This is a genomic window from Micromonospora sp. NPDC005205 (assembly GCF_040608275.1).
Classification (GTDB): domain Bacteria; phylum Actinomycetota; class Actinomycetes; order Mycobacteriales; family Micromonosporaceae; genus Micromonospora.
The window spans coordinates 53420-72271 of the sequence record NZ_JBEXHV010000021.1 but is presented as its reverse complement, the minus strand read 5'-3'; the positions used below and the strand labels follow the sequence as shown (position 1 = coordinate 72271).

18 protein-coding genes are annotated in these 18852 nt (G+C 70.9%); 7 read left to right on the top strand and 11 right to left on the bottom strand.

Going from position 1 to position 18852, the window contains the following annotated elements:
* Window positions 1-44: 44 nt before the first annotated feature.
* Window positions 45-500, bottom strand: coding sequence for a gamma-glutamylcyclotransferase (locus tag ABZU43_RS28305; RefSeq protein WP_355009477.1), 456 nt, complete (start codon window positions 498-500; stop codon window positions 45-47).
* 106 nt (window positions 501-606) lie between these two features.
* Here ABZU43_RS28305 and ABZU43_RS28300 point away from each other — a divergent pair, with 106 nt between their 5' ends.
* A complete protein-coding gene (locus ABZU43_RS28300; RefSeq protein ID WP_355009476.1) occupies window positions 607-2010 on the top strand; it encodes an NAD(P)H-quinone dehydrogenase in 1404 nt (467 codons plus the stop codon).
* Here ABZU43_RS28300 and ABZU43_RS28295 read toward each other — a convergent pair.
* The 3 genes from ABZU43_RS28295 to ABZU43_RS28285 all read right to left on the bottom strand — a co-directional run bounded on the left by ABZU43_RS28295 (window position 1988) and on the right by ABZU43_RS28285 (window position 3984).
* On the bottom strand, window positions 1988-2608 hold the full coding sequence (locus ABZU43_RS28295) for a DUF998 domain-containing protein (RefSeq protein WP_355009475.1): 621 nt from the start codon (window positions 2606-2608) through the stop codon (window positions 1988-1990). The two genes, ABZU43_RS28300 and ABZU43_RS28295, sit on opposite strands and share 23 nt — an antisense overlap.
* A 152-nt stretch (window positions 2609-2760) precedes the next feature.
* Window positions 2761-3093, bottom strand: a complete 333-nt coding sequence (locus ABZU43_RS28290) for a helix-turn-helix transcriptional regulator (RefSeq protein WP_355009474.1) — start codon at window positions 3091-3093, stop codon at window positions 2761-2763.
* A 261-nt stretch (window positions 3094-3354) separates the two neighbouring features.
* Complete coding sequence (locus ABZU43_RS28285) at window positions 3355-3984, bottom strand: DedA family protein (protein WP_112732530.1); 630 nt, start codon at window positions 3982-3984, stop codon at window positions 3355-3357.
* A gap of 508 nt (window positions 3985-4492) precedes the next feature.
* Between ABZU43_RS28285 and thrS the strand changes: the two genes are divergently transcribed.
* Window positions 4493-5710 (top strand): threonine--tRNA ligase, encoded by a 1218-nt coding sequence (gene thrS, locus ABZU43_RS28280; RefSeq protein WP_355009473.1) that lies wholly within the window; start codon window positions 4493-4495, stop codon window positions 5708-5710.
* A 39-nt stretch (window positions 5711-5749) separates the two neighbouring features.
* On the opposite strand, the gene ABZU43_RS28275 is transcribed toward thrS, so the two are convergent.
* From ABZU43_RS28275 to ABZU43_RS28260, 4 genes are all read right to left on the bottom strand, one after another.
* Window positions 5750-7675 (bottom strand): ABC transporter ATP-binding protein, encoded by a 1926-nt coding sequence (locus ABZU43_RS28275; protein ID WP_355009514.1) that lies wholly within the window; start codon window positions 7673-7675, stop codon window positions 5750-5752.
* A 179-nt stretch (window positions 7676-7854) separates the two neighbouring features.
* Window positions 7855-9588, bottom strand: a complete 1734-nt coding sequence (locus ABZU43_RS28270; RefSeq protein ID WP_355009472.1) for an ABC transporter ATP-binding protein — start codon at window positions 9586-9588, stop codon at window positions 7855-7857.
* A complete protein-coding gene (locus tag ABZU43_RS28265; protein ID WP_355009471.1) occupies window positions 9582-10064 on the bottom strand; it encodes a MarR family transcriptional regulator in 483 nt (160 codons plus the stop codon). Before ABZU43_RS28265 ends, ABZU43_RS28270 begins: the two co-directional genes overlap by 7 nt.
* A gap of 25 nt (window positions 10065-10089) precedes the next feature.
* On the bottom strand, window positions 10090-10536 hold the full coding sequence (locus ABZU43_RS28260; RefSeq protein WP_355009470.1) for a DoxX family membrane protein: 447 nt from the start codon (window positions 10534-10536) through the stop codon (window positions 10090-10092).
* Window positions 10537-10619: 83 nt separating this feature from the next.
* Here ABZU43_RS28260 and ABZU43_RS28255 point away from each other — a divergent pair, with 83 nt between their 5' ends.
* Entirely contained in the window at window positions 10620-11180 is a 561-nt protein-coding gene (locus ABZU43_RS28255; RefSeq protein WP_355009469.1) for a TetR/AcrR family transcriptional regulator, read from the top strand.
* A gap of 124 nt (window positions 11181-11304) precedes the next feature.
* On the opposite strand, the gene ABZU43_RS28250 is transcribed toward ABZU43_RS28255, so the two are convergent.
* Window positions 11305-12744 (bottom strand): GuaB1 family IMP dehydrogenase-related protein, encoded by a 1440-nt coding sequence (locus ABZU43_RS28250; protein WP_355009468.1) that lies wholly within the window; start codon window positions 12742-12744, stop codon window positions 11305-11307.
* Between the two features lie 155 nt (window positions 12745-12899).
* The gene (locus ABZU43_RS28245) at window positions 12900-13496 is read right to left on the bottom strand and encodes a LysE/ArgO family amino acid transporter (RefSeq protein WP_355009467.1); all 597 of its coding nucleotides are present in this window, start codon (window positions 13494-13496) and stop codon (window positions 12900-12902) included.
* A gap of 70 nt (window positions 13497-13566) precedes the next feature.
* Between ABZU43_RS28245 and ABZU43_RS28240 the strand changes: the two genes are divergently transcribed.
* Window positions 13567-14460, top strand: a complete 894-nt coding sequence (locus tag ABZU43_RS28240; protein ID WP_355009466.1) for a LysR family transcriptional regulator ArgP — start codon at window positions 13567-13569, stop codon at window positions 14458-14460.
* Between the two features lie 16 nt (window positions 14461-14476).
* Here ABZU43_RS28240 and ABZU43_RS28235 read toward each other — a convergent pair whose 3' ends face one another.
* Window positions 14477-16228, bottom strand: coding sequence for a biotin carboxylase N-terminal domain-containing protein (locus ABZU43_RS28235; protein WP_355009465.1), 1752 nt, complete (start codon window positions 16226-16228; stop codon window positions 14477-14479).
* Between the two features lie 150 nt (window positions 16229-16378).
* On the opposite strand from ABZU43_RS28235, the gene ABZU43_RS28230 reads away from it, so the two are divergent.
* From ABZU43_RS28230 to ABZU43_RS28220, 3 genes are all read left to right on the top strand, one after another.
* Window positions 16379-16990, top strand: coding sequence for a PadR family transcriptional regulator (locus ABZU43_RS28230; RefSeq protein WP_355009513.1), 612 nt, complete (start codon window positions 16379-16381; stop codon window positions 16988-16990).
* Window positions 16991-17111: 121 nt separating this feature from the next.
* Window positions 17112-18071 carry an ATP-binding cassette domain-containing protein gene (locus tag ABZU43_RS28225; RefSeq protein WP_355009464.1) on the top strand — a complete coding sequence of 320 codons (960 nt, stop codon included), beginning with the start codon at window positions 17112-17114 and terminating at the stop codon, window positions 18069-18071.
* Between the two features lie 18 nt (window positions 18072-18089).
* Entirely contained in the window at window positions 18090-18845 is a 756-nt protein-coding gene (locus tag ABZU43_RS28220; RefSeq protein WP_355009463.1) for an ABC transporter permease, read from the top strand.
* Window positions 18846-18852 lie beyond the last annotated feature (7 nt).

Below are 18852 nucleotides of genomic sequence, written 5' to 3'. Positions count from 1 at the left end.
TCGCTCGACAGCGGTAGCACACTGGGGGCGTGCGATACGCGCTGCTACGCCGAGGCGGTGCCGGTGGGGCGGGCCCGCAGTTCGGTGACGTAGTCGTCCGGGGCGCCCGCCTTCTCGGCGGCGTTCGCGATCTCGGACAGGTACCAGGAGGTCGGCAGGCCACCCTCGTACCCGTTGAAGACGTAGATCCAGGCGGTCACGTCGCCGTCGAGGGTGGAGACCCGGACGTGCAGCTTGCGGTACGTGCCGGCGGTCACCCCCTCGAGTTCGTCGAGTTGGCCGGCGTCGTAGGGGTGGATGTCGTAGAGCGCCACGAACACCCGGTCACCGGGAGACTCGACGAGGGTGCTCACCGCGCCCTCCCAGCCGATCATGTCCGCCCCGGCGAAGGTCAGCCGCCAGCCCTCCAGCCAGCCGGTGCCGACCATCGGCGAATGCGGACAGTAGGCGCGCATCCGGGCGGGATCGAGATTTGAGCCGTAGGCGGCGTGATGACGCACGGCGATGACGATAGCCCGGCCGACGGGTGGGGGAGAATACGACAGTGCGTGTCGAATGCGCTCGGGAGAAGAAAGTCACTGTGAGCATCAACGAAGGGCGAACGCTGTGAGCCGGATCGTGATCATCGGCGGGGGGCCGGCCGGGTACGAGGCGGCACTGGTCGCCGCCCAGCTGGACGCCGATGTCACAGTGGTGGAGGCCGACGGTGCGGGCGGTGCCTGCGTGCTCTCCGACTGCGTACCGTCGAAGACCTTCATCGCCAGCTCGCAGGTGGTCACCGGCTACCGCGACACCGAGGAGTTCGGGGTGCACTCGGACGGCCTGGAGGCGGTCACCGTCGACGCGCGTGCGGTGCACGGGCGGGTCAAGCGGCTGGCCCTGGCGCAGTCTGCGGACATCCACGCCAAGCTGCTGAAGGCGGGAGTCACCTTCGTGGCCGGCACCGCCCGGCTCGGCGAGGACTCCCTCGGGCACACCCACCGGGTCGTCGTCACCCCCGCCGACGGCGCGGAGGAATACTCGATCGACGCGTCCACCGTGCTGGTGGCCACCGGCTCGACGCCCCGTCAGCTGCCCACCGCCGTACCGGACGGTGAGCGCATCCTGACCTGGCGACAGGTGTACGACCTGCCGGAGCTGCCCGAGCACCTGATCGTGGTCGGGTCCGGCGTGACCGGCGCCGAGTTCGCCAGCGCGTACCTGGCGATGGGGGTCGAGGTGACCCTGGTCTCCAGCCGGGACCGGGTGATGCCGCACGAGGACGCCGACGCCGCCTCCGCCATCGAGCGGGTGTTCCGCAACCGGGGCATGGAGATCCTCAACAACTCCCGGGCCGACGCGGTCCGGCGTACCGCCGACGGCGTCGAGGTGGAGCTCTCCGACGGCCGCAAGGTGACCGGCTCACACGCGCTGATCACCGTCGGTTCGATCCCGAACACCGCCAACCTGGGTCTGACCGAGTACGGGGTGGAGCTGGGCCGGGGCGGTTACCTGACCGTCGACCGGGCTTCCCGGACCAACGTGCCCGGCATCTACGCCGCCGGCGACTGCACGGGCGTGCTGCTGCTGGCCAGTGTCGCCGCCATGCAGGGCCGGATCGCCATGTGGCACGCGCTCGGTGAGGCGGTCCGCCCGCTGCGGCTGCGTACCGTCGCGGCGAACGTCTTCACCGACCCCGAGCTGGCCACCGTGGGTGTCTCGCAGGACGAGGTCGACGCGGGCAAGGTGCCGGCCCGGCAGGTGATGCTGCCGTTGTCCGGCAACGCCCGGGCCAAGATGGACGACCTCTCCGACGGTTTCGTGAAGCTGTTCTGCCGTCCCGCCAGCGGTCAGGTGATCGGCGGTGTGGTGGTCGCTCCGAAGGCCAGCGAGCTGATCCTGCCCATCACGATGGCGGTGGAGAACAACCTCACTGTCAACGAGCTGGCCCAGACCATCACCATCTACCCGAGCCTGTCCGGCTCCATCACCGAGGCGGCCCGTCAGCTCATGCTGCACGAGCTGGAGTGACCCGCCGGGTCAGGCTCATCGCCACCGTCACCAGGACCGCCACCTCGGCGAGGATCAGGAGGCGTTCGGCCAGGCCGATGAGCATCCGGTCGCCGGGGTAGGCGGACCAGATCATCGCCGCCGCCAGGGCCAGGCTCAACAGGACCAGGGCGCGTAGCGTCCGGGCGGCGGGCGTCAGGTCGGGTCGGCGGGCGAGCAACCAACCGGCCACCGGCAGCGCCAGGAAGGCGATCACCGACGCGTACCGGTGGAGGTAGGCGGCGGTGGTCATGGCGGTGCCCGGCTCGTTCGTCGGCACCACGGCGGCCAGCAGCAGCCCACCCACCCACGCGCCGAGCAGCAGCTCTGCCGTTCGACCGGAGTGCGGTCGGGGTGGGCTGGCGCGGCGCAGTCCGTAGAGCAACGCCACGGTGGCGAGCGCGAGCACCACCATGGCGATGTCGATGACGCCGCCGCGGTCGGAGACCGCGAAGTCGCTGATGGTCAACGCCCACGGGTTGAGGTCGTCGTTGACTTCGAGGTGGCCGATCACTGTGAGCAGCGCCGCCAGGGCGATCCCGCCCAGGGCCAGCAGGCCGGTACTCCGGGTAACAGGCATACCTCAGCCTGTCGCCGCGGACACCCCACCCGAATCCGGGACAGCCACCGAAATCGACCCCCGGGACCACCCCTAGAGGCCTTCCGGCATTTGGCTGTCACGTGCTTCTGCGCATCCGTGAACTTCCGATGGTCGCGACGACCCTCGCCAGGTCAGGCGACGTTCAGCTGGATGTTCCCAATGCGGGCGACGACGTCGAGATGACCACCCAGGCCGGTGACGTAGGCGCGGAGTGATCCCAGGCTGGTGTGCTCGCCATTCTCGATCTGGCTGATCCTCGCCTGCGTCAGCCCTGCCGCCTCGGCCAACTGCACCTGAGTCATACCCAGGTGCTTGCGGATCTCTGCCAGCTGCGCCCCACTGACCGCTGCCAGCATCTGCTCACGGTGCTGAGCGCGCCGGGAGGTCCTGTCCGGATCTGCCCAGGATGGATCGAGCGCGCGGGCCTTCGCCTTGACTTCCTGCCAGTCAGCTCCATCGGTCATCTCTGTGTTTCCCTCAGCCTGGAGAGGTGCTCCTGAAACCGGTCGTCCGCCAACGGGACCGCCGTCTTGTACCAAGTCTGCCACTGGCCCGACTTGTCGCCAGCGACCAGAAAAACAGCTTCTCGAACGGATCAAAAGCGAAGATCATGCGGACCTCCGTGGAGCCAGTCGACCCAGGTCGCAGCTCCTTCATATGGTGGAAGATGCTGCCTTTGAGGCGGTCAACCAGGGGACGCCCGAGCGCCGCAGATCCAACGACACTCAGTCGATGGGGACGTCGACGGCGGCGACTGCGGCGGCGGCGCGGGCGTGGCGGGCGCTGACCACTGTCATCGCCCACCCGGCGGCGGCGAAGCCGGCGGCCGCGGCGGTGGCGATGATGGCCAGCCGCCAGGCCGACTCGGTCAGGGCGGTGCCGCCCAGGTGCCCGACCAGCGCGCCGTAGGTGGCCCAGCCCAGCGCGGCGACGGCCTCGTAGAGCACGAACAGGCGGTACGGGTAGCGGCTGCGCCCGGCCGAGAAGCAGGCCGCCATCCGCCCGCCGGGCACGAACCGGCAGAGCAGGATGACCAGCGGCCCAGGTTGTCGCAGCCCCTGGGTGACTCGGCTGGCCACCCGGCGGGCGCGGCTCAGCTCGGCGTGCCGGGGTGGCCGCCGATCCGGTGCGCTGCGCCCCAGCAGGTAGCAGGCCAGGTCGCCGGCGAATACGCCGAGCGCGCCGACGGCGATGGTGACCGGCAGGCTGAGCCCGCCGTAGACGGTGAGCGCACCACTGGTGATCATGACGATCTGGGTGGGGATCACCGGCACGAAGGCGTCCGCGATCAGCAGCGCGAGCAGCACCAGGTACGCCCACGTCGGCGACGCTACGTCAGTCAGAAGTTCGGGCACGCCTGCCACCTCGCCGAATGCGGCCGATTGGGTGTCTTGAGCCTGACGTCGTGTCCGGCGTCACGGTGGACGGCCCCGGCCCGTCGTGACCGTCGACACGACTGGGCCACCCAGCTACAACGAGCCCGATCGGTGCCGGGTGACGGTTTCGGAGGCGGTTCCACCCGTTCGAGGCGGGCGGCAGAACGCCGTTCGTCGGCGTACCGTTGTCGGCGCGGCCACGCCCGTCGGGTCCCCCGTTCCTGACGATTCGGCCGCCAGGGCCGCCGGCGGGTCCCGCGCCGGCGGCCCACCCCTCCGCCGCGAAATCCGGGTGCATTCCCGATGGTCGCGCGGGTACGGTCGCCACATGCGCAGCGCGGTAGTGATGACCACGACGCCGGGTGTCCCCGGCGCGCCGCTCTGACGTAACCACAGTCGACCAGGCCCCGGGGCGATCCGCCCCGAGGCCAGCGCGCCGAACGGAGCTCAGGTCGCCTCCGGGTCGTACCCGATCCAGGAGCCCGACATGATCGACCACCGTAGGCTCGGCCGTGAGCTGGACCTCTTCGTCTCCGACCCGCTGGCCGGCGCCGGCCTGCCGATCTGGCTGCCGGCCGGTGCCGCCGCCCGGCATGCCGTCGAGGAGTACGTCCGGGAGTTGGAGCGCCGCTCCGGCCACCAGCACGTCTACTCGCCGCCGCTGGGCAAGCGGGAACTCTTCGAACTCTCCGGTCATCTCGGCTACTTCGCCGACGACATGTTCCCGCCGATGCGGCTGAGCGCCGACGACGAGTTCGTGCTCCGGCCGGCGCTCTGCCCGCACCACGCGCTGGTCTTCCGGGCGCGGGGCCGTTCCTACCGGGAGTTGCCGTTGCGGATCGCGGAGCTGGGCGGGATGTACCGCTCGGAGCGCTCCGGTGTGCTCGGCGGGCTGTCCCGGGTACGCGCCATCTCGCTCAACGACGCGCACACCTTCTGCGCCCCCGAGCAGGTCGGCGCGGAGGTCGTCGAGATCCTCGGGCTGATCCGTGCCGCGCACGCCGCGCTCGGTGTCCGGCCGGCCGGGTTCCGGCTGTCGCTGCGCGGGCCGGGCGAGAAGTACGTCGGCGACGACGCCCAGTGGGCCCGCGCCGAGGAGTTGCTTCGGGAGGCGCTGGCCGGGATGGAGTACGTCGAGGCACCGGGGGAGGCTGCCTTCTACGGTCCGAAGATCGACATCCAGATCGTCGACGCCGCCGGCCGGGAGTCGACCATCTCCACCATCCAACTGGACTTCGACAAGCCGGAACGGTTCGACCTGTCGTACACCGACTCGGACGGCAGCCGGCGTCGCCCGGTGATGGTGCACCGCAGCCTGGTCGGCAGCATGGAGCGGCTGTTCGCGTACCTCATCGAGGTGCACGAGGGGGCGTTCCCGGCCTGGTACGCGCCCGTCCAGGTGGTGCTCCTGCCGGTCGACGACGGCCAGGCCGACGCGGCGGCCGACCTGGCCCGACGGGCTCGCGACGCCGGCCTGCGGGTCGAGGTCGACGCCGCCGGCTCGCTGGGCGCCCGGGTACGGGACGCGGCCCGCCGCCGCGTCCCGTACCTCGGAGTGCTGGGGGCCCGGGAGGTGGCCGACGGGCACCTCGCGCTGCGCCTGCGCGGCGGCCGCGCCCTGGCTCCGATGCCCGCCGACGCGGCTCTCGCCCTGATCGGCGGGCAGGTCGACGCCCGCGCGCCCGACCTGCTGCCGTCGGACTGACCCGCCCACCGATCGTCTCGCGCGCACGGCCGCCCGACCTCAGACCGATGCCGGTTGGGCGGCCGGTTCCTCGTCGACCACAGCGCCGGTGAACTGGGAGCGGTAGAGCCGGTGGTACGCGCCCTGGGCGGCGAGCAACTGCTCGTGGGTGCCCTGCTCGACGATCCGGCCGTCCTCCATCATCAGGATCAGGTCGGCGTCGCGGATGGTGGAGAGCCGGTGCGCGATGACGAAGCTGGTCCGGTCCGAGCGCAGCGCGGCCATCGCCCGTTGCAGCAGCACCTCGGTACGGGTGTCCACCGAGCTGGTGGCCTCGTCGAGGATCAGCAGCGACGGCTCGGCGAGGAACGCCCGCGCGATGGTGATGAGCTGCTTCTCGCCGGCGCTGACGTTGCTGCCCTCCTCGTCGATGACGGTGTCGTAACCGTCGGGCAGGCTGCGCACGAACCGGTCCACGAAGGTGGCCCGGGCGGCGGCGAGGATCTCCTCCTCGGTGGCGTCCGGTCGCCCGTAGGCGATGTTGTCCCGGATGGTGCCGCCGAACAGCCAGGTGTCCTGGAGCACCATGCCGATCCGGCCGCGCAGGTCGTCGCGGCGCATCGTGGTGATGTCCACCCCGTCGAGCGTGATCCGGCCCGCGTCCAGCTCGTAGAACCGCATCACCAGGTTGACCAGGGTGGTCTTGCCGGCGCCGGTCGGGCCGACGATGGCCACTGTGTGTCCGGGCTCGGCGACCAGCGAAAGGTCGTCGATCAGCGGCTTGTCCGGCTCGTAGCGGAACGAGACGTGCTCGAACTCGACCCGACCGTGCGGGTCGGTGACCCGGGCCGGCGCGACCGGGTCGGGGGTCTGCTCGTCCGCGTCGAGCACCGCGAAGACCCGCTCGGCCGACGCCACCCCGGACTGGAGCAGGTTGGCCATCGAGGCGAGTTGGGTGAGCGGCTGGGTGAACTGGCGGGAGTACTGGATGAACGCCTGCACGTCGCCCAGGCTCATCGTGCCGGAGGCGACCCGCAGCCCACCGACCACGGCGATCGCCACGTAGCTCAGGTTTCCGATGAACATCATCGACGGCATGATGATCCCGGAGATGAACTGCGCCCCGAAGCTGGCCCGGAACAACTCCTCGTTCTTCGCGTGGAACGCGGCCTCGACCTCACGCTGCCGGCCGAAGACCTTCACCAGCTCGTGGCCGGTGTACGCCTCCTCGATCTGGCCGTTCAACTCGCCGGTGTGCGTCCACTGGGCGATGAACTGCTTCTGCGAGCGCTTGGCGATGCGCTGGGTCACCAGCACCGACAACGGCACCGCGACCAGGGCCACCAGGGCCAGCACCGGCGAGATCCAGAACATCACGGCCAGCACGCCGACGACGGTCAGCAGCGAGGTGAGCAGCTGGCTGAGGGTCTGCTGGAGGCTTGTGGAGATGTTGTCGATGTCGTTCGTGACCCGGCTGAGCAGCTCACCGCGCGGCTGCCTGTCGAAGTAGGGCAGTGGCAGCCGGTTGAGCTTCTCTTCCACCTCGGCGCGCAGCCGCAGCACCGTGCGCTGGACCACCCCGTTGAGCAGCCAACCCTGCCACCAGGACAGCAGGCTCGCCGCCAGGTACAGCCCGAGCGCCAGCAGCAGCACCCGACTCAGTGCGTGGAAGTCGATGCCCGCCCCGGGCACCACGTCCATCCTGGCCAGCATGTCGGCGAAGCTGTCGTTGCCGCTGGCCCGGGCCGCCGCGACGGCCTGCTCGGCGGTGGTGCCGGCGGGCAGTTGCCGGCCGATCACCCCAGTGAAGATCAGGTCGGTGGCGTGGCCGAGGATCTTCGGCCCGGCCACGCTGAACCCGACGCTCACCAGGGCCAACGTGATGATCGCGGCCAGGTGCAGCCGGTGCGAGCGCAGCCGGCCGAGCAACCGCCGGGCCGACGGGCCGAAGTTCATCGACTTCTCGGCGGGCATTCCGGCGCTCATCCATCCCGGACCGCCGCCCTGACGGCCGGGTGGCAGCCGCTTCGGCGTCGGCGCGGTCTCCCCGCCGGTCCCCGGCGCGGTCTCCCCGCCGGGTTGCCGCGCGGTCTCATCCGGCGTCCGTCCGTCGCCGGCCGGCTTCTGACTGGGTACGGCCGCGGCGCGCGGCTCGTCACGCTCGCTCATGCCGCCACCTCCGTGGTCTGCTGCGAGGCCACGATCTCGGCGTACGTCGGGCAGGTGTCCAACAACTCCGCATGTCGTCCCACTCCGACGACCCCTCCGTTTTCCAGGACGATGATCTGATCGGCGTCGATGATCGTGGAGACCCGTTGGGCGACGATCACCACCGCCGCCTGCGCGGTGACCGGCCGCAGGGCCGCTCGCAGCCGCGCGTCGGTGCCCAGGTCGAGCGCGGAGAACGAGTCGTCGAAGAGGTAGATCTCCGGTTGCCGGACCAGGGCCCGAGCGATGGCCAGGCGCTGCCGCTGCCCACCGGAGACGGTGGTGCCGCCCTGCGCGATCGGGGCGTCCAGCCCGCCGGGCATCTGGGCCACGAAGTCCCGGGCCTGGGCGATCTCCAGCGCCGACCACAGCTCCTCGTCCGTGGCGTCCGGGTTGCCGTAGCGCAGGTTGCTGGCGACCGTTCCGGTGAACAGGTACGGCCGCTGCGGCACCAGGCCGATGCGTCGCCACAGCTCGTCCGGCGCCAACTCCCGCACGTCCACCCCGTCGACCAGCACCGCGCCGTCGGTGACGTCGACCAGGCGGGGGATCAGGGACAGCAGCGTCGTCTTGCCCGCGCCGGTGCTGCCGATGATCGCCGTGGTGGTGCCCGGCGTCGCCCGGAAGGAGATGTCGCGCAGCACCGGCTCCACCGCGCCTGGGTACTGGAAGCGCACCCCGCGCAACTCCAACTCGGCTCGGCTGGGCAGCTCGGTGACCGGCACGGTGGCCGGGACCACCGAGGAGTCGGTGTCCAGCACCTCGACGATCCGCTCGGCGCAGACCGCTGCCCTCGGCACCATCATCAGCATGAAGGTGGCCATCATGACCGCCATCAGGATCTGCATCAGGTACTGGAGGAACGCGGTGAGCGCGCCGATCTGGATCGCGCCGGCGTCCACCCGCTGCGCGCCGAACCAGAGCACGGCCACGCTGGAGACGTTCAGCACCAGCATGACCACCGGGAAGATCAACGCCAGCAACCGGCCGGTACGCAGCGCGGTCGCGGTCAGGTCGGCGTTGGCGACGGCGAAGCGGTCCGTCTCGTACGGCTCCCGGACGAACGCGCGGACCACCCGGATGCCGGTGATCTGCTCCCGCAGCACCCGGTTGACAGTGTCGATGCGGGTCTGCATCAGCCGGAAGCCCGGCACCATCCGACGGATGATCGCGCCGAGGGTGATGGCCAGCACCGGGACGCTGACCAGCATCAGCCAGGAGAGCCCGACGTCCTCACGCAACGCCATGAACACGCCGCCGACGCTCATGATCGGTGCGGCGACGAGCATCGTGCAGCTCATCAGCACGAGCATCTGCACCTGCTGCACGTCGTTGGTGTTGCGGGTGATCAGCGACGGTGCCCCGAACCGGGCCACCTCGCGGGCGGAGAAGCGGTTGACGTGCCCGAACAGTTCGGCGCGTACGTCACGGCCGAAGCCCATCGCGACCCGGGCACCCAGGTAGACAGCCGCGATGGAGCAGACGATCTGGATCAGGCTGACCAGCAGCATCCAGCCACCGGTGCGCACGATGTAGTCGGTGTCGCCCCGGGCCACACCCTGGTCGATGATGTCCGCGTTGAGGCTGGGCAGGTAGAGCGAGGCCATGGTGCCCACGAACTGGAGCAGCACGACCGCCAGCAACGGTCTCTGATAGGTGCGCAGTTGGCCGCGCAGGAGTCGGATCAGCACGCCGGGTCCTTCGTTTCGGTAGGGCGTCCGGTCATCCGCGGGTCGTCTCCGCTGCCGATGACCTCAAGCAGGAACTCCCGGATCACCTGGGCCTTCGCCGGGTCGGCGTCGACCGAGGTGAGGGGCCGTCCGGAGTGCATGAGCGCGTCGAGCGCTGCCACCCGTTCCCGCCCGGCGGGGGTGATGGCGAGTCGGATGCTGCGTCGGTCGTTGTCGTCGCGCTGCCGCTCGACCAGGCCGTCGCGCTCAAGCGTGTCGACGATGCCGGTCAGGGTCGCCGGGCGGACGAACCCCTTCTCGGCGACCGCTCGGTGCGGCAACTCGCCGTGCCGGGCGAGCGTCATCAGGGTGATCATGCCGGCCTGGGTGAGGCCGTGCTCCTCGGCGAGGTAGCGGTTCCACCGCTGCCCGACCAGGTGCCCGGCCACCACCAGCAGTCGGCCGAGCGGCACGTCCTGGAGGGTCACGAGTTCCACGACAAGCAGGTTAGCCCCCTGATAGTCAGGGGCCAAACGAAATTGCCGCAGCGGTGGCCACGAACAGGATCTGCAGGGCGGTTCGCTGTGCGAGCGGGGTGACCGGGCGGCCGGCGAGGGTCAACTCGCGGCGGGCGGCCGAGACGTTGGCCGGGAACATGGCGAGCATGAGCAGGCCGAGCCCGGCCGCCGCGACCCGGGCGGTCGCCGGCACCAGGAGGCCGACCGCGCCGACCAGCTCCAGCACGCCGGTGGCGGTGACCAGCAGGTCCGGGCGGGGCAGGCGGGGCGGGACCATCGCGATCAGGTCGCTGCGACGCTGGCCGACGAAGTGCGCGACGGCGGTGAGCGTGAACATCACGGCCAGCCCGACGCGCAGCGCGGGGTGCCATCCGTCCAGTGCGGAGATGCCGACCAGGCCGGCGATCCGGGCCAGCGCGGCGCCGGCGATCAAGGCGATCAGGGGTGCCATCGGAATCCTCCTCGGGGAAACTTGTCAGTGACAAGATTGCGCGTCAGATGCTCATCTTGTCAATGGCAAGATAGGCTTCGTGAATGAGCGGAACCCGCGCCTACCACCACGGCGATCTGCGCCGCGCCCTGCTCGCCGCGGCGCTGGAGGTCGTCGGGGAGGTCGGACCCGCCGCGCTGAGCCTGCGCGACCTGGCCCGCCGGGCCGGTGTCTCGCACGCCGCGCCCGCACACCACTTCGGCGACAAGGCGGGCCTGCTCACCGCGCTCGCCGCACAGGGCTTCGACCTGCTGGCCGAGACGTTGACCTCGGCGGATGACGACCTGCTGGAGGCCGGCGTCGCGTACGTCGACTTCGCGGTCACGCACCGGGCGTACTTCGAGGTGATGTTCCGACCGGAGCTCTACCGGGCCGACGACGCCGAGCTGATCGCGGCGCGGAGCCGGGCCGGCGCGGCGCTCCGCTCCGGGGTGGCGGCGCTGTCGAACGGTGGCGCGCCCGCCGACACCGACCGGGACTCGCTCGCGGCCTGGTCGATCGCGCACGGCTTCGCCACCCTCTGGCTGGCCGGCGCGCTGCCCGACCGCGTGGGCGACAACCCCCGCGAGGCAGCCCGCGCCGTGCTCGGCCGACTGCCGACCTGACCCCTCCGCCGACCCCGGCCCCCCAGGGCGTTGATCATGAAGTTATTGCTACGACACGCCGCTGCGGGAGGCGATAACTTCATGATCAACTCTGCCAGGGCTGGGGCCGGTGGTGTGGGGTGGGTTACCAACTCGTGGGGAGGGGCATTCCTTCGGTGAAGCCGGCGGCGCTCTGCACGCCGACGATCGCCCGCTCGTGGAACTGGGTCAGGTCCCGTGCTCCGGCGTAGGTGAAGGCGCTGCGTACCCCCGCGATGATCTCGTCGATCAGGTCCTCGACACCGGGACGGGCCGGGTCCAGGTGCATCCGGGCCGAGGAGATGCCCTCCTCGAACACCGCCTTGCGGGCCCGGTCGTACGGGCTGTCGTCGGCAGTTCGGGCGCTGACCGCCCGAGCCGAGGCCATTCCGAAGCTCTCCTTGTACCGCCGGCCGTCCGCGTCGGTGTAGAGGTCACCGGGGGACTCGTAGGTGCCGGCGAACCAGGAACCGATCATCACGTTCGACGCGCCGGCGGCGAGCGCGAGCGCCACGTCCCGGGGGTGCCGCACCCCGCCGTCGGCCCACACGTGCCGGCCCAGTTGGCGGGCGGCGGCAGCGCAGTCGAGCACGGCGGAGAACTGCGGTCGACCCACGCCGGTCATCATCCGGGTGGTGCACATCGCCCCCGGGCCGACGCCGACCTTGATGATGTCCGCCCCCGCCTCCACCAGGTCGCGTACGCCCTCGGCGGTGACCACGTTGCCGGCCGCCACCGGCACCCCCGGGCCCAGCTTCCGGACCGCCTGAAGTGCGGAGATCATCCGTGCCTGATGGCCGTGCGCGGTGTCCACTACCAACGTGTCCACCCCCGCCTCCAGCAGCGCCGCCGCCTTGCCGGTCACGTCCCCGTTGATCCCGACGGCCGCCGCGATCCGCAGCCGGCCCCGGTCGTCCACCGCCGGTGTGTAGAGGGTGGCGCGCAACGCGCCCTGTCGGGTCAGCACCCCGACCAGCCGACCCTCGGCGTCCACCACCGGGGCGAGTCGGCGACGGCCCGCCGAGAGCAGATCGAAACCGGTACGAGGATCCGCGTCCGCCGGAACGGTGTGCAGCTCGGTGGACATCACGTGACGCAGTTGCGCGAAGCGGTCCACGCCAGTGGTGTCCGCCTCGGTGACCACACCCATCGGCCGGCCGTCGTCGTCGACGACGATCACCGCACCGTGCGAGCGCTTGGGCAGCAGGTGGATGGCATCGCCCACGGTCTCGGTCGGGCCCAGCGTGATGGGGGTGTCGTAGACCAGGTGGCGCTGCTTGACCCAGGCGACGACGTTGGCCACCACCTCGATCGGAATGTCCTGCGGGATCACAGTGATGGCACCCCGGCGGGCGACCGTCTCGGCCATCCGCCGTCCGGCGACCGCTGTCATGTTCGACACCACCAACGGAATCGTGGTGCCGGTGCCGTCGCCGGTGGAGAGGTCGACGTCGAGTCGGGAGCCCAGGTCGGAGCGGGCCGGCGCCATGAAGACGTCGGTATAGGTCAGGTCGTGCGCGGGAGCCGCGCCGTGAAGGAACCGCACCCGGCAATCATTCCCGCTCGCGGCCGGTTCCACCGCCGGTGGTCGCGGAAAACACTCGCATCGTCGTCGGTCCTGGTCCCGGTGGCGAGGCGGTGCTCGCCGGAGGAGCCGGGCGGCCCGGTGGGGGTGCCACGGCTAGTCCGGGTACGAACCGGTCAGCCCAGCAGGAGTGCCACGGCGAGCCCGGCCATCACGACGGCGATGACCGCGTCCAGCACCCGCCAGGCGACGGCGCGGGCGAGCAGTGGCGCGAGGCGCTGTGCACCGACGCCGAGCGCGGTGAACCAGGCCACACTGGCCAGAACGGCGCCGGCGCCGAAGACCCACCGGTGCGGGTGTTGCTGGGCCACGCTGCCGAGGAGCAGCACGGTGTCCAGGTAGACGTGCGGGTTCAGGTAGGTGAAGGCGGCGCAGGCGAGCAGGGTCGCCCCCAACGTGGCCGGCGGCCGCTCGGTGGGCAGCAGGGCGCCGGGACGCAGGGCACGGCGGGCGGCGAGCCCCGCGTAGCAGAGCAGGAAGGCGGCTCCGCCCCAGCGGATCGCCGTCAGTAGGCCCGGTCGGCCGGTCACCAGCGAACCGACCCCGGCCACCCCCGCCATGATCAGCAGTGCGTCCGAAGCGGCGCAGGTCAGCACCACGGGTACGACGTGCTCGCGTCGCAGGCCCTGACGCAGGACGAAGGCGTTCTGGGCGCCGATGGCGACGATGAGCGCGATGGAGACCGAGAAGCCGGCGACGGCGGAGGTGAGCACGGAGTCGACGCTAGGACCGTCGAAGGCCACCAGTCCAACTAAAGATTCTCACGCAACTTAAGCTGAGCTGATGGACGGTCTCGACTCGACGCAGCTTCGGACACTCGCGGCCGTGGTGGCGGAGGGCAGCTTCGACGCGGCGGCCCGGCTGCTGCACGTCACGCCGTCAGCGGTGAGCCAACGGATCAAGGCGCTGGAGGAGACCGTCGGCCAGGTGCTGGTCCGCCGTGCCCGTCCATGCGTGGCAACCGACGCCGGCCGCCCGCTGCTGCGCCTGGCCGGCCAGCTCGCGCTGCTCGAACGGGAGGCCCTCGGCGATGCCCGCGGCCCGCTGGCCGGCGGTGGCCGGATCCGGGTCGCCGTGGTGGTCAACGCGGACTCGCTGGCCACCTGGTTCCCCGCCGCGCTGGCCCGGTTGCCGCAGCGGGCCGGGCTCTCGTTCGACCTGCGGCAGGACGATCAGGACCACACCGCCGAGCTGCTGCGCGACGGTTCGGTGACGGCGGCGGTCACCGCCCAGCGGGAGGCCGTGCAGGGCTGCCGGGTGCTGCGACTCGGGGCCGTGCGCTACCGCGCGTTGGCCACAGCGGAATTCGCGGCGTCCCACTTTCCCGGAGGATTCACCGCCGCCGCGCTGGCGAGCACCCCGTTGTTGGTCTTCGACCGGAAGGACCGGGTGCAACATCGGTTCATCCGGGCGGTGGTCGGTCGACCGCTCGACCCGCCGGTGAACTACGTACCGTCGGTGCCGGCGTTCAGCGAGGCGATCCGGCTCGGGCTGGGTTGGGGTCTGGTGCCGGAACAGATCGCCCAGGCTGACCTGACCGCAGGTCGCTGTGTCGACCTCGCGCCGGGCCGACACCTCGACGTTCCGCTGTACTGGCAGCACTGGCGGCTGGAGTCGGACGTGCTGAACGCCCTGACCGTCGCCGTCCGCGAGGTCGCCGCCGAAACCCTGCGCTGATCGTCCGCCGGACGGCTCAGGCGATGGTGCAGATGGGGGCACCGGCGGTGATCACGGCGCCGACCTCGGCGCTGAGGCCGCTGACCGTACCCGCCTTGTGCGCGTGCAGCGGCTGCTCCATCTTCATCGCCTCCAGCACCACGACCAGGTCACCCTCGGCCACCGTGTCGCCGTCCGCCACTGCGATCTTGACGATGGTGCCCTGCATCGGCGAGGTGAGCGAGTCGCCCCCGACCGGGGCACCGGCCTTGGCGCCGCCACCGCGCCGGGTCGGCTTGCGAGCTGCGGGTGCCGCGGTGGTCGTACTCCCGCCGAAGCCGGCGGGGAGGCTGACCTCGATGCGCTTGCCGCCCACCTCGACCACGACGGTGTCGCGCTCGGCCGGCGCCTCGGCGGTGCCGGCGGCGGCGGTGAACGGCGGCACCGTGTTGTGGAACTCGGTCTCGATCCAGCGGGTGTGCACCGTGAAGGGCTCGGCGGTGAACGCCTCGTCCCGCACGACGAGCCGGTGGAACGGCAGCGCGGTGGCCATCCCGTCGAGGACCATCTCGTCCAGCGCGCGGCGGGCGCGCTCCAACGCCTCGGTCCGCGTCTCACCGACGATGATCACCTTGGCGAGCAGTGAGTCGAAGTTGCCGCCGATCACGTCGCCGGCCGAGATGCCGGTGTCGACCCGCACACCCGGCCCGCTGGGCAGGCGCAGCGCGGTGACAGTGCCGGGGGCGGGCAGGAAGTTGCGGCCCGGGTCCTCGCCGTTGATCCGGAACTCGATCGCGTGCCCGCGCGGCGTCGGGTCCTCCGTGATCCGCAGCTTCTCGCCGTCGGCGATCCGGAACTGTTCGCGGACCAGGTCGATGCCGGCGGTCTCCTCGGTGACCGGGTGCTCGACCTGGAGTCGGGTGTTGACCTCCAGGAAGGAGATGGTGCCGTCCACGCCGACCAGGTATTCCACTGTGCCGGCGCCGTGGTAGCCGGCCTCGCGGCAGATCGCCTTGGCGCTCTCGTGGATCTGCGCGCGCTGGGCGTCGGTGAGGAACGGCGCGGGCGCCTCCTCGACGAGCTTCTGGTGACGCCGCTGCAACGAGCAGTCCCGGGTGCCCACCACGATCACGTTGCCGTGCTGGTCGGCGAGGACCTGCGCCTCGACGTGCCGGGGCTGGTCGAGGTACCGCTCGACGAAGCACTCGCCCCGACCGAACGCCGCGACCGCCTCCCGGGTGGCCGACTCGAACAGTTGCGGGATCTCCTCCATCGTGCGGGCGACCTTGAGGCCGCGCCCGCCACCACCGAAGGCGGCCTTGATGGCGACCGGCAGGCCGTGGTCGACGGCGAAGGCCATCACCTCGTCCGGGCTGGCCACCGGGTCCGGGGTGCCGGGGACCAGCGGTGCGCCGGCCCGCTGGGCGATGTGCCGGGCGGTGACCTTGTCGCCCAGGTCACGGATCGCCTGCGGGGTGGGGCCGATCCAGGTCAGCCCGGCGTCGGTGACGGCCTGGGCGAAGTCGGCGTTCTCGCTGAGGAAGCCATAACCCGGGTGTACGGCGTCGGCGCCGGCCCGAGCGGCGACGTCGAGGAGCTTGTCGATGCGCAGGTAGGTCTCGGTCGCGCTGTCCCCGTCCAGCGCGTACGCCTCGTCCGCGAGGGTGGCGTGCAGGGCGTCGCGGTCGGAGTCCGCGTACACGGCGACGCTGCCCAGGCCGGCGTCGCGGCACGCGCGGATCACCCGGACGGCGATCTCGCCGCGGTTGGCGATGAGTACCTTGCGCACCTTCGTGGCTCCTCCCGGGCAGGTTACTGACGGGGAGTGTATCGGCCGCCCACGGCGACCCTAACGATCGCTCAGTGTGGGATGGCGCACTGCACCCGCCACGGTTTAGTCAAACTTGGCTATTACGCTTATCGGGTGTCTTCGACTCGGATGATGATTCTCGGTCTGGTGCGGTGGATGCAGCCCGTGCACGGCTACGACGTGCGCCGTGAGCTGCTGAGCTGGAGCGCCGACAAGTGGGCGAACGTGCAACCCGGGTCGATCTATCACGCCCTGCGCAAGCTCACCGAGGAAGGGCTGCTCCGCGCCGTCGCGACCGAGCAGGTGGGCGCCCGTCCCGCGCGGACCACGTACGAGGTGACGGTCAAGGGGGAGGACGAGTTCGAGACGCTGCTGCGCAACTCGTGGTGGACCATCAGCGAGCCCGTCGACCCGTTCGTGGCTGCCTTCTCCTTCCTGCCCGCCATGCCGCGCGCCGAGGCGGCCGCCGCCCTGCGTAACCGGGCCAACCTGCTGCGCGCCGGCGTCGAGTCCATGCGCGCCTCGCTGGAGTCGGACTGGGTGCGCAACCGCAAGCCGGTGCACGTGGCCTGGATGTTCGAGCTGTGGTCGGCGCGCGCGGAGGCGGAGATGACCTGGTGCGAGCGGATCGCGGAGCGGATCGATTCCGGAGTGTCGTACCTGCCTGCTGAGCTGGACGAAGCGCAGGGTTGGACGGGGTGGAGGGACGGCCTGGAGTCGCCCGGCTCCAACGCGGAATAATCAACGTTGACTAAGAAAGCTATATCGCGTTAGCCTACTGACGGCACAGCGGGGGATTGCGCCGTCCGGCGTCGACCCACTCGACGGCCGGCCCGACCGGCCCGAACGACCAGGAGCAGAGATGATCGAGACCAGGGGGCTGCGGAAGTCGTTCCGCTCCCGCGCGGGTCGAGAGACGAAGACGGTGGACGCCGTGCGGGGCGTCGACCTTGACGTTGCCAAGGGTGAGATCTTCGGCTTCCTCGGCCCGAACGGCGCCGGCAAGACCACCACGCTGCGGATGCTCGCCACGCTGATCGAGCCGGACGGCGGCGAGGCCACCATCGCGGGCGCCGACCTGCGCAAGGACCCGGCCGAGGTGCGCCGCCGCATCGGGTACGTCCCGCAGGGCGGCAGCACCTGGGACGAGTCGACCGCCCGCGAAGAGCTGGTGCTGCACGCCCGGATGTACGGCATCAGCAAGGCCGACGCGCAGCGGCGTGCCGCCCGCGCCCTGGACGCCTTCCAGCTCACCGAGTACGCCGACCGCAAGTGCAAGACCTACTCCGGCGGCCAGCGTCGCCGGGTGGAGATCGCCCTCGGCATCATCCACGAGCCGAAGATCGTCTTCCTGGACGAGCCGACCACCGGCCTCGACCCGCAGAGCCGTGCACACATGTGGGACGAGATCCGCCGGCTCCGCGCCGACGGCATGACCGTCTTCATCACCACCCACTACCTGGACGAGGCCGACGCGCTCTGCGACCGGATCGCGATCATGGACAACGGCGAGGTGGTGGCCGAGGGCACCCCCGCCGAGCTCAAGCGGGAGATCTCCGGCGACGTGGTGCTGGTCGGGCTCGACCTGGCAGCCACCCCGCAGGCCGCCCAGACGCTCGACGGCGAGCCGTACGTCAACAAGCTGGAGACGGTCGACGAGGGCGGCCTGCGCCTCTACGTCGACGAGGGCGCCACCGCCATCCCGCAGGTGCTGCGCCGACTCGACCACGCCGGGCTGGAGCTGCGCTCGATCGAGCTGCACCGACCCAGCCTGGACGACGTCTTCCTCACCAAGACCGGCCGCTCGCTGCGCGAGTCCTGACCACCGGAGACGACTCTCATGAAATTCGCCCGCGACACGTGGCTGATCTTCCAGCGCCAGATCCAACTCCTGCTACGCAACCCGGTCTGGGTCTTCGTCGGCGTGTTCCAGCCGGTCATGTACCTGCTGCTCTTCGCCCCGCTGCTCAAGCCCGCACTGAACGCGCCCACCCAGGCGGCCGCCTACAAGATCTTCGTACCGGGTCTGCTGGTGCTCCTGGCCATCTTCGGCGGCCTGTTCCAGGGCTTCGGCCTGATCGCCGAGCTGCGAGCCGGCGTCATCGAACGCTCCCGGGTCACCCCGATCAGCCGGCTCGCCCTGCTGCTCGGCCGCTCGCTGCGCGACGTGGTCTCGCTCCTGGTGCAGGCCGTCATCATCACGCTCCTGGCGCTCCTCTTCGACCTTCGGGTGTTCCTCGGGGACCTGCTGCTGGCGTACCTGATGCTCGCCCTGATCGCCCTCATGACCTCGGCCGTCTCCTACGGCGTCGCCCTCAAGGTCAAGAGTGAGGACGCACTCGCCCCGCTGATGAACACCGTGGCGCAGCCGGTGCTGCTGCTCTCCGGCATCCTGCTGCCGCTGACCTTCGCCCCCGGCTGGTTGCAGGGCATCGCCAACTGGAACCCGTTCTCCTGGGCGGTCGACGGCACCCGGGCGCTCTTCGCCGGTGACCTGGGCAGCGACAAGGTCTGGCAGGGCCTCAGCATCACCGCTGTCCTCGCCGCGCTGGGTGTCTACTGGGCTGCCCGCCAGTTCGCCCGCAGCGTCCGCTGACGCCAGC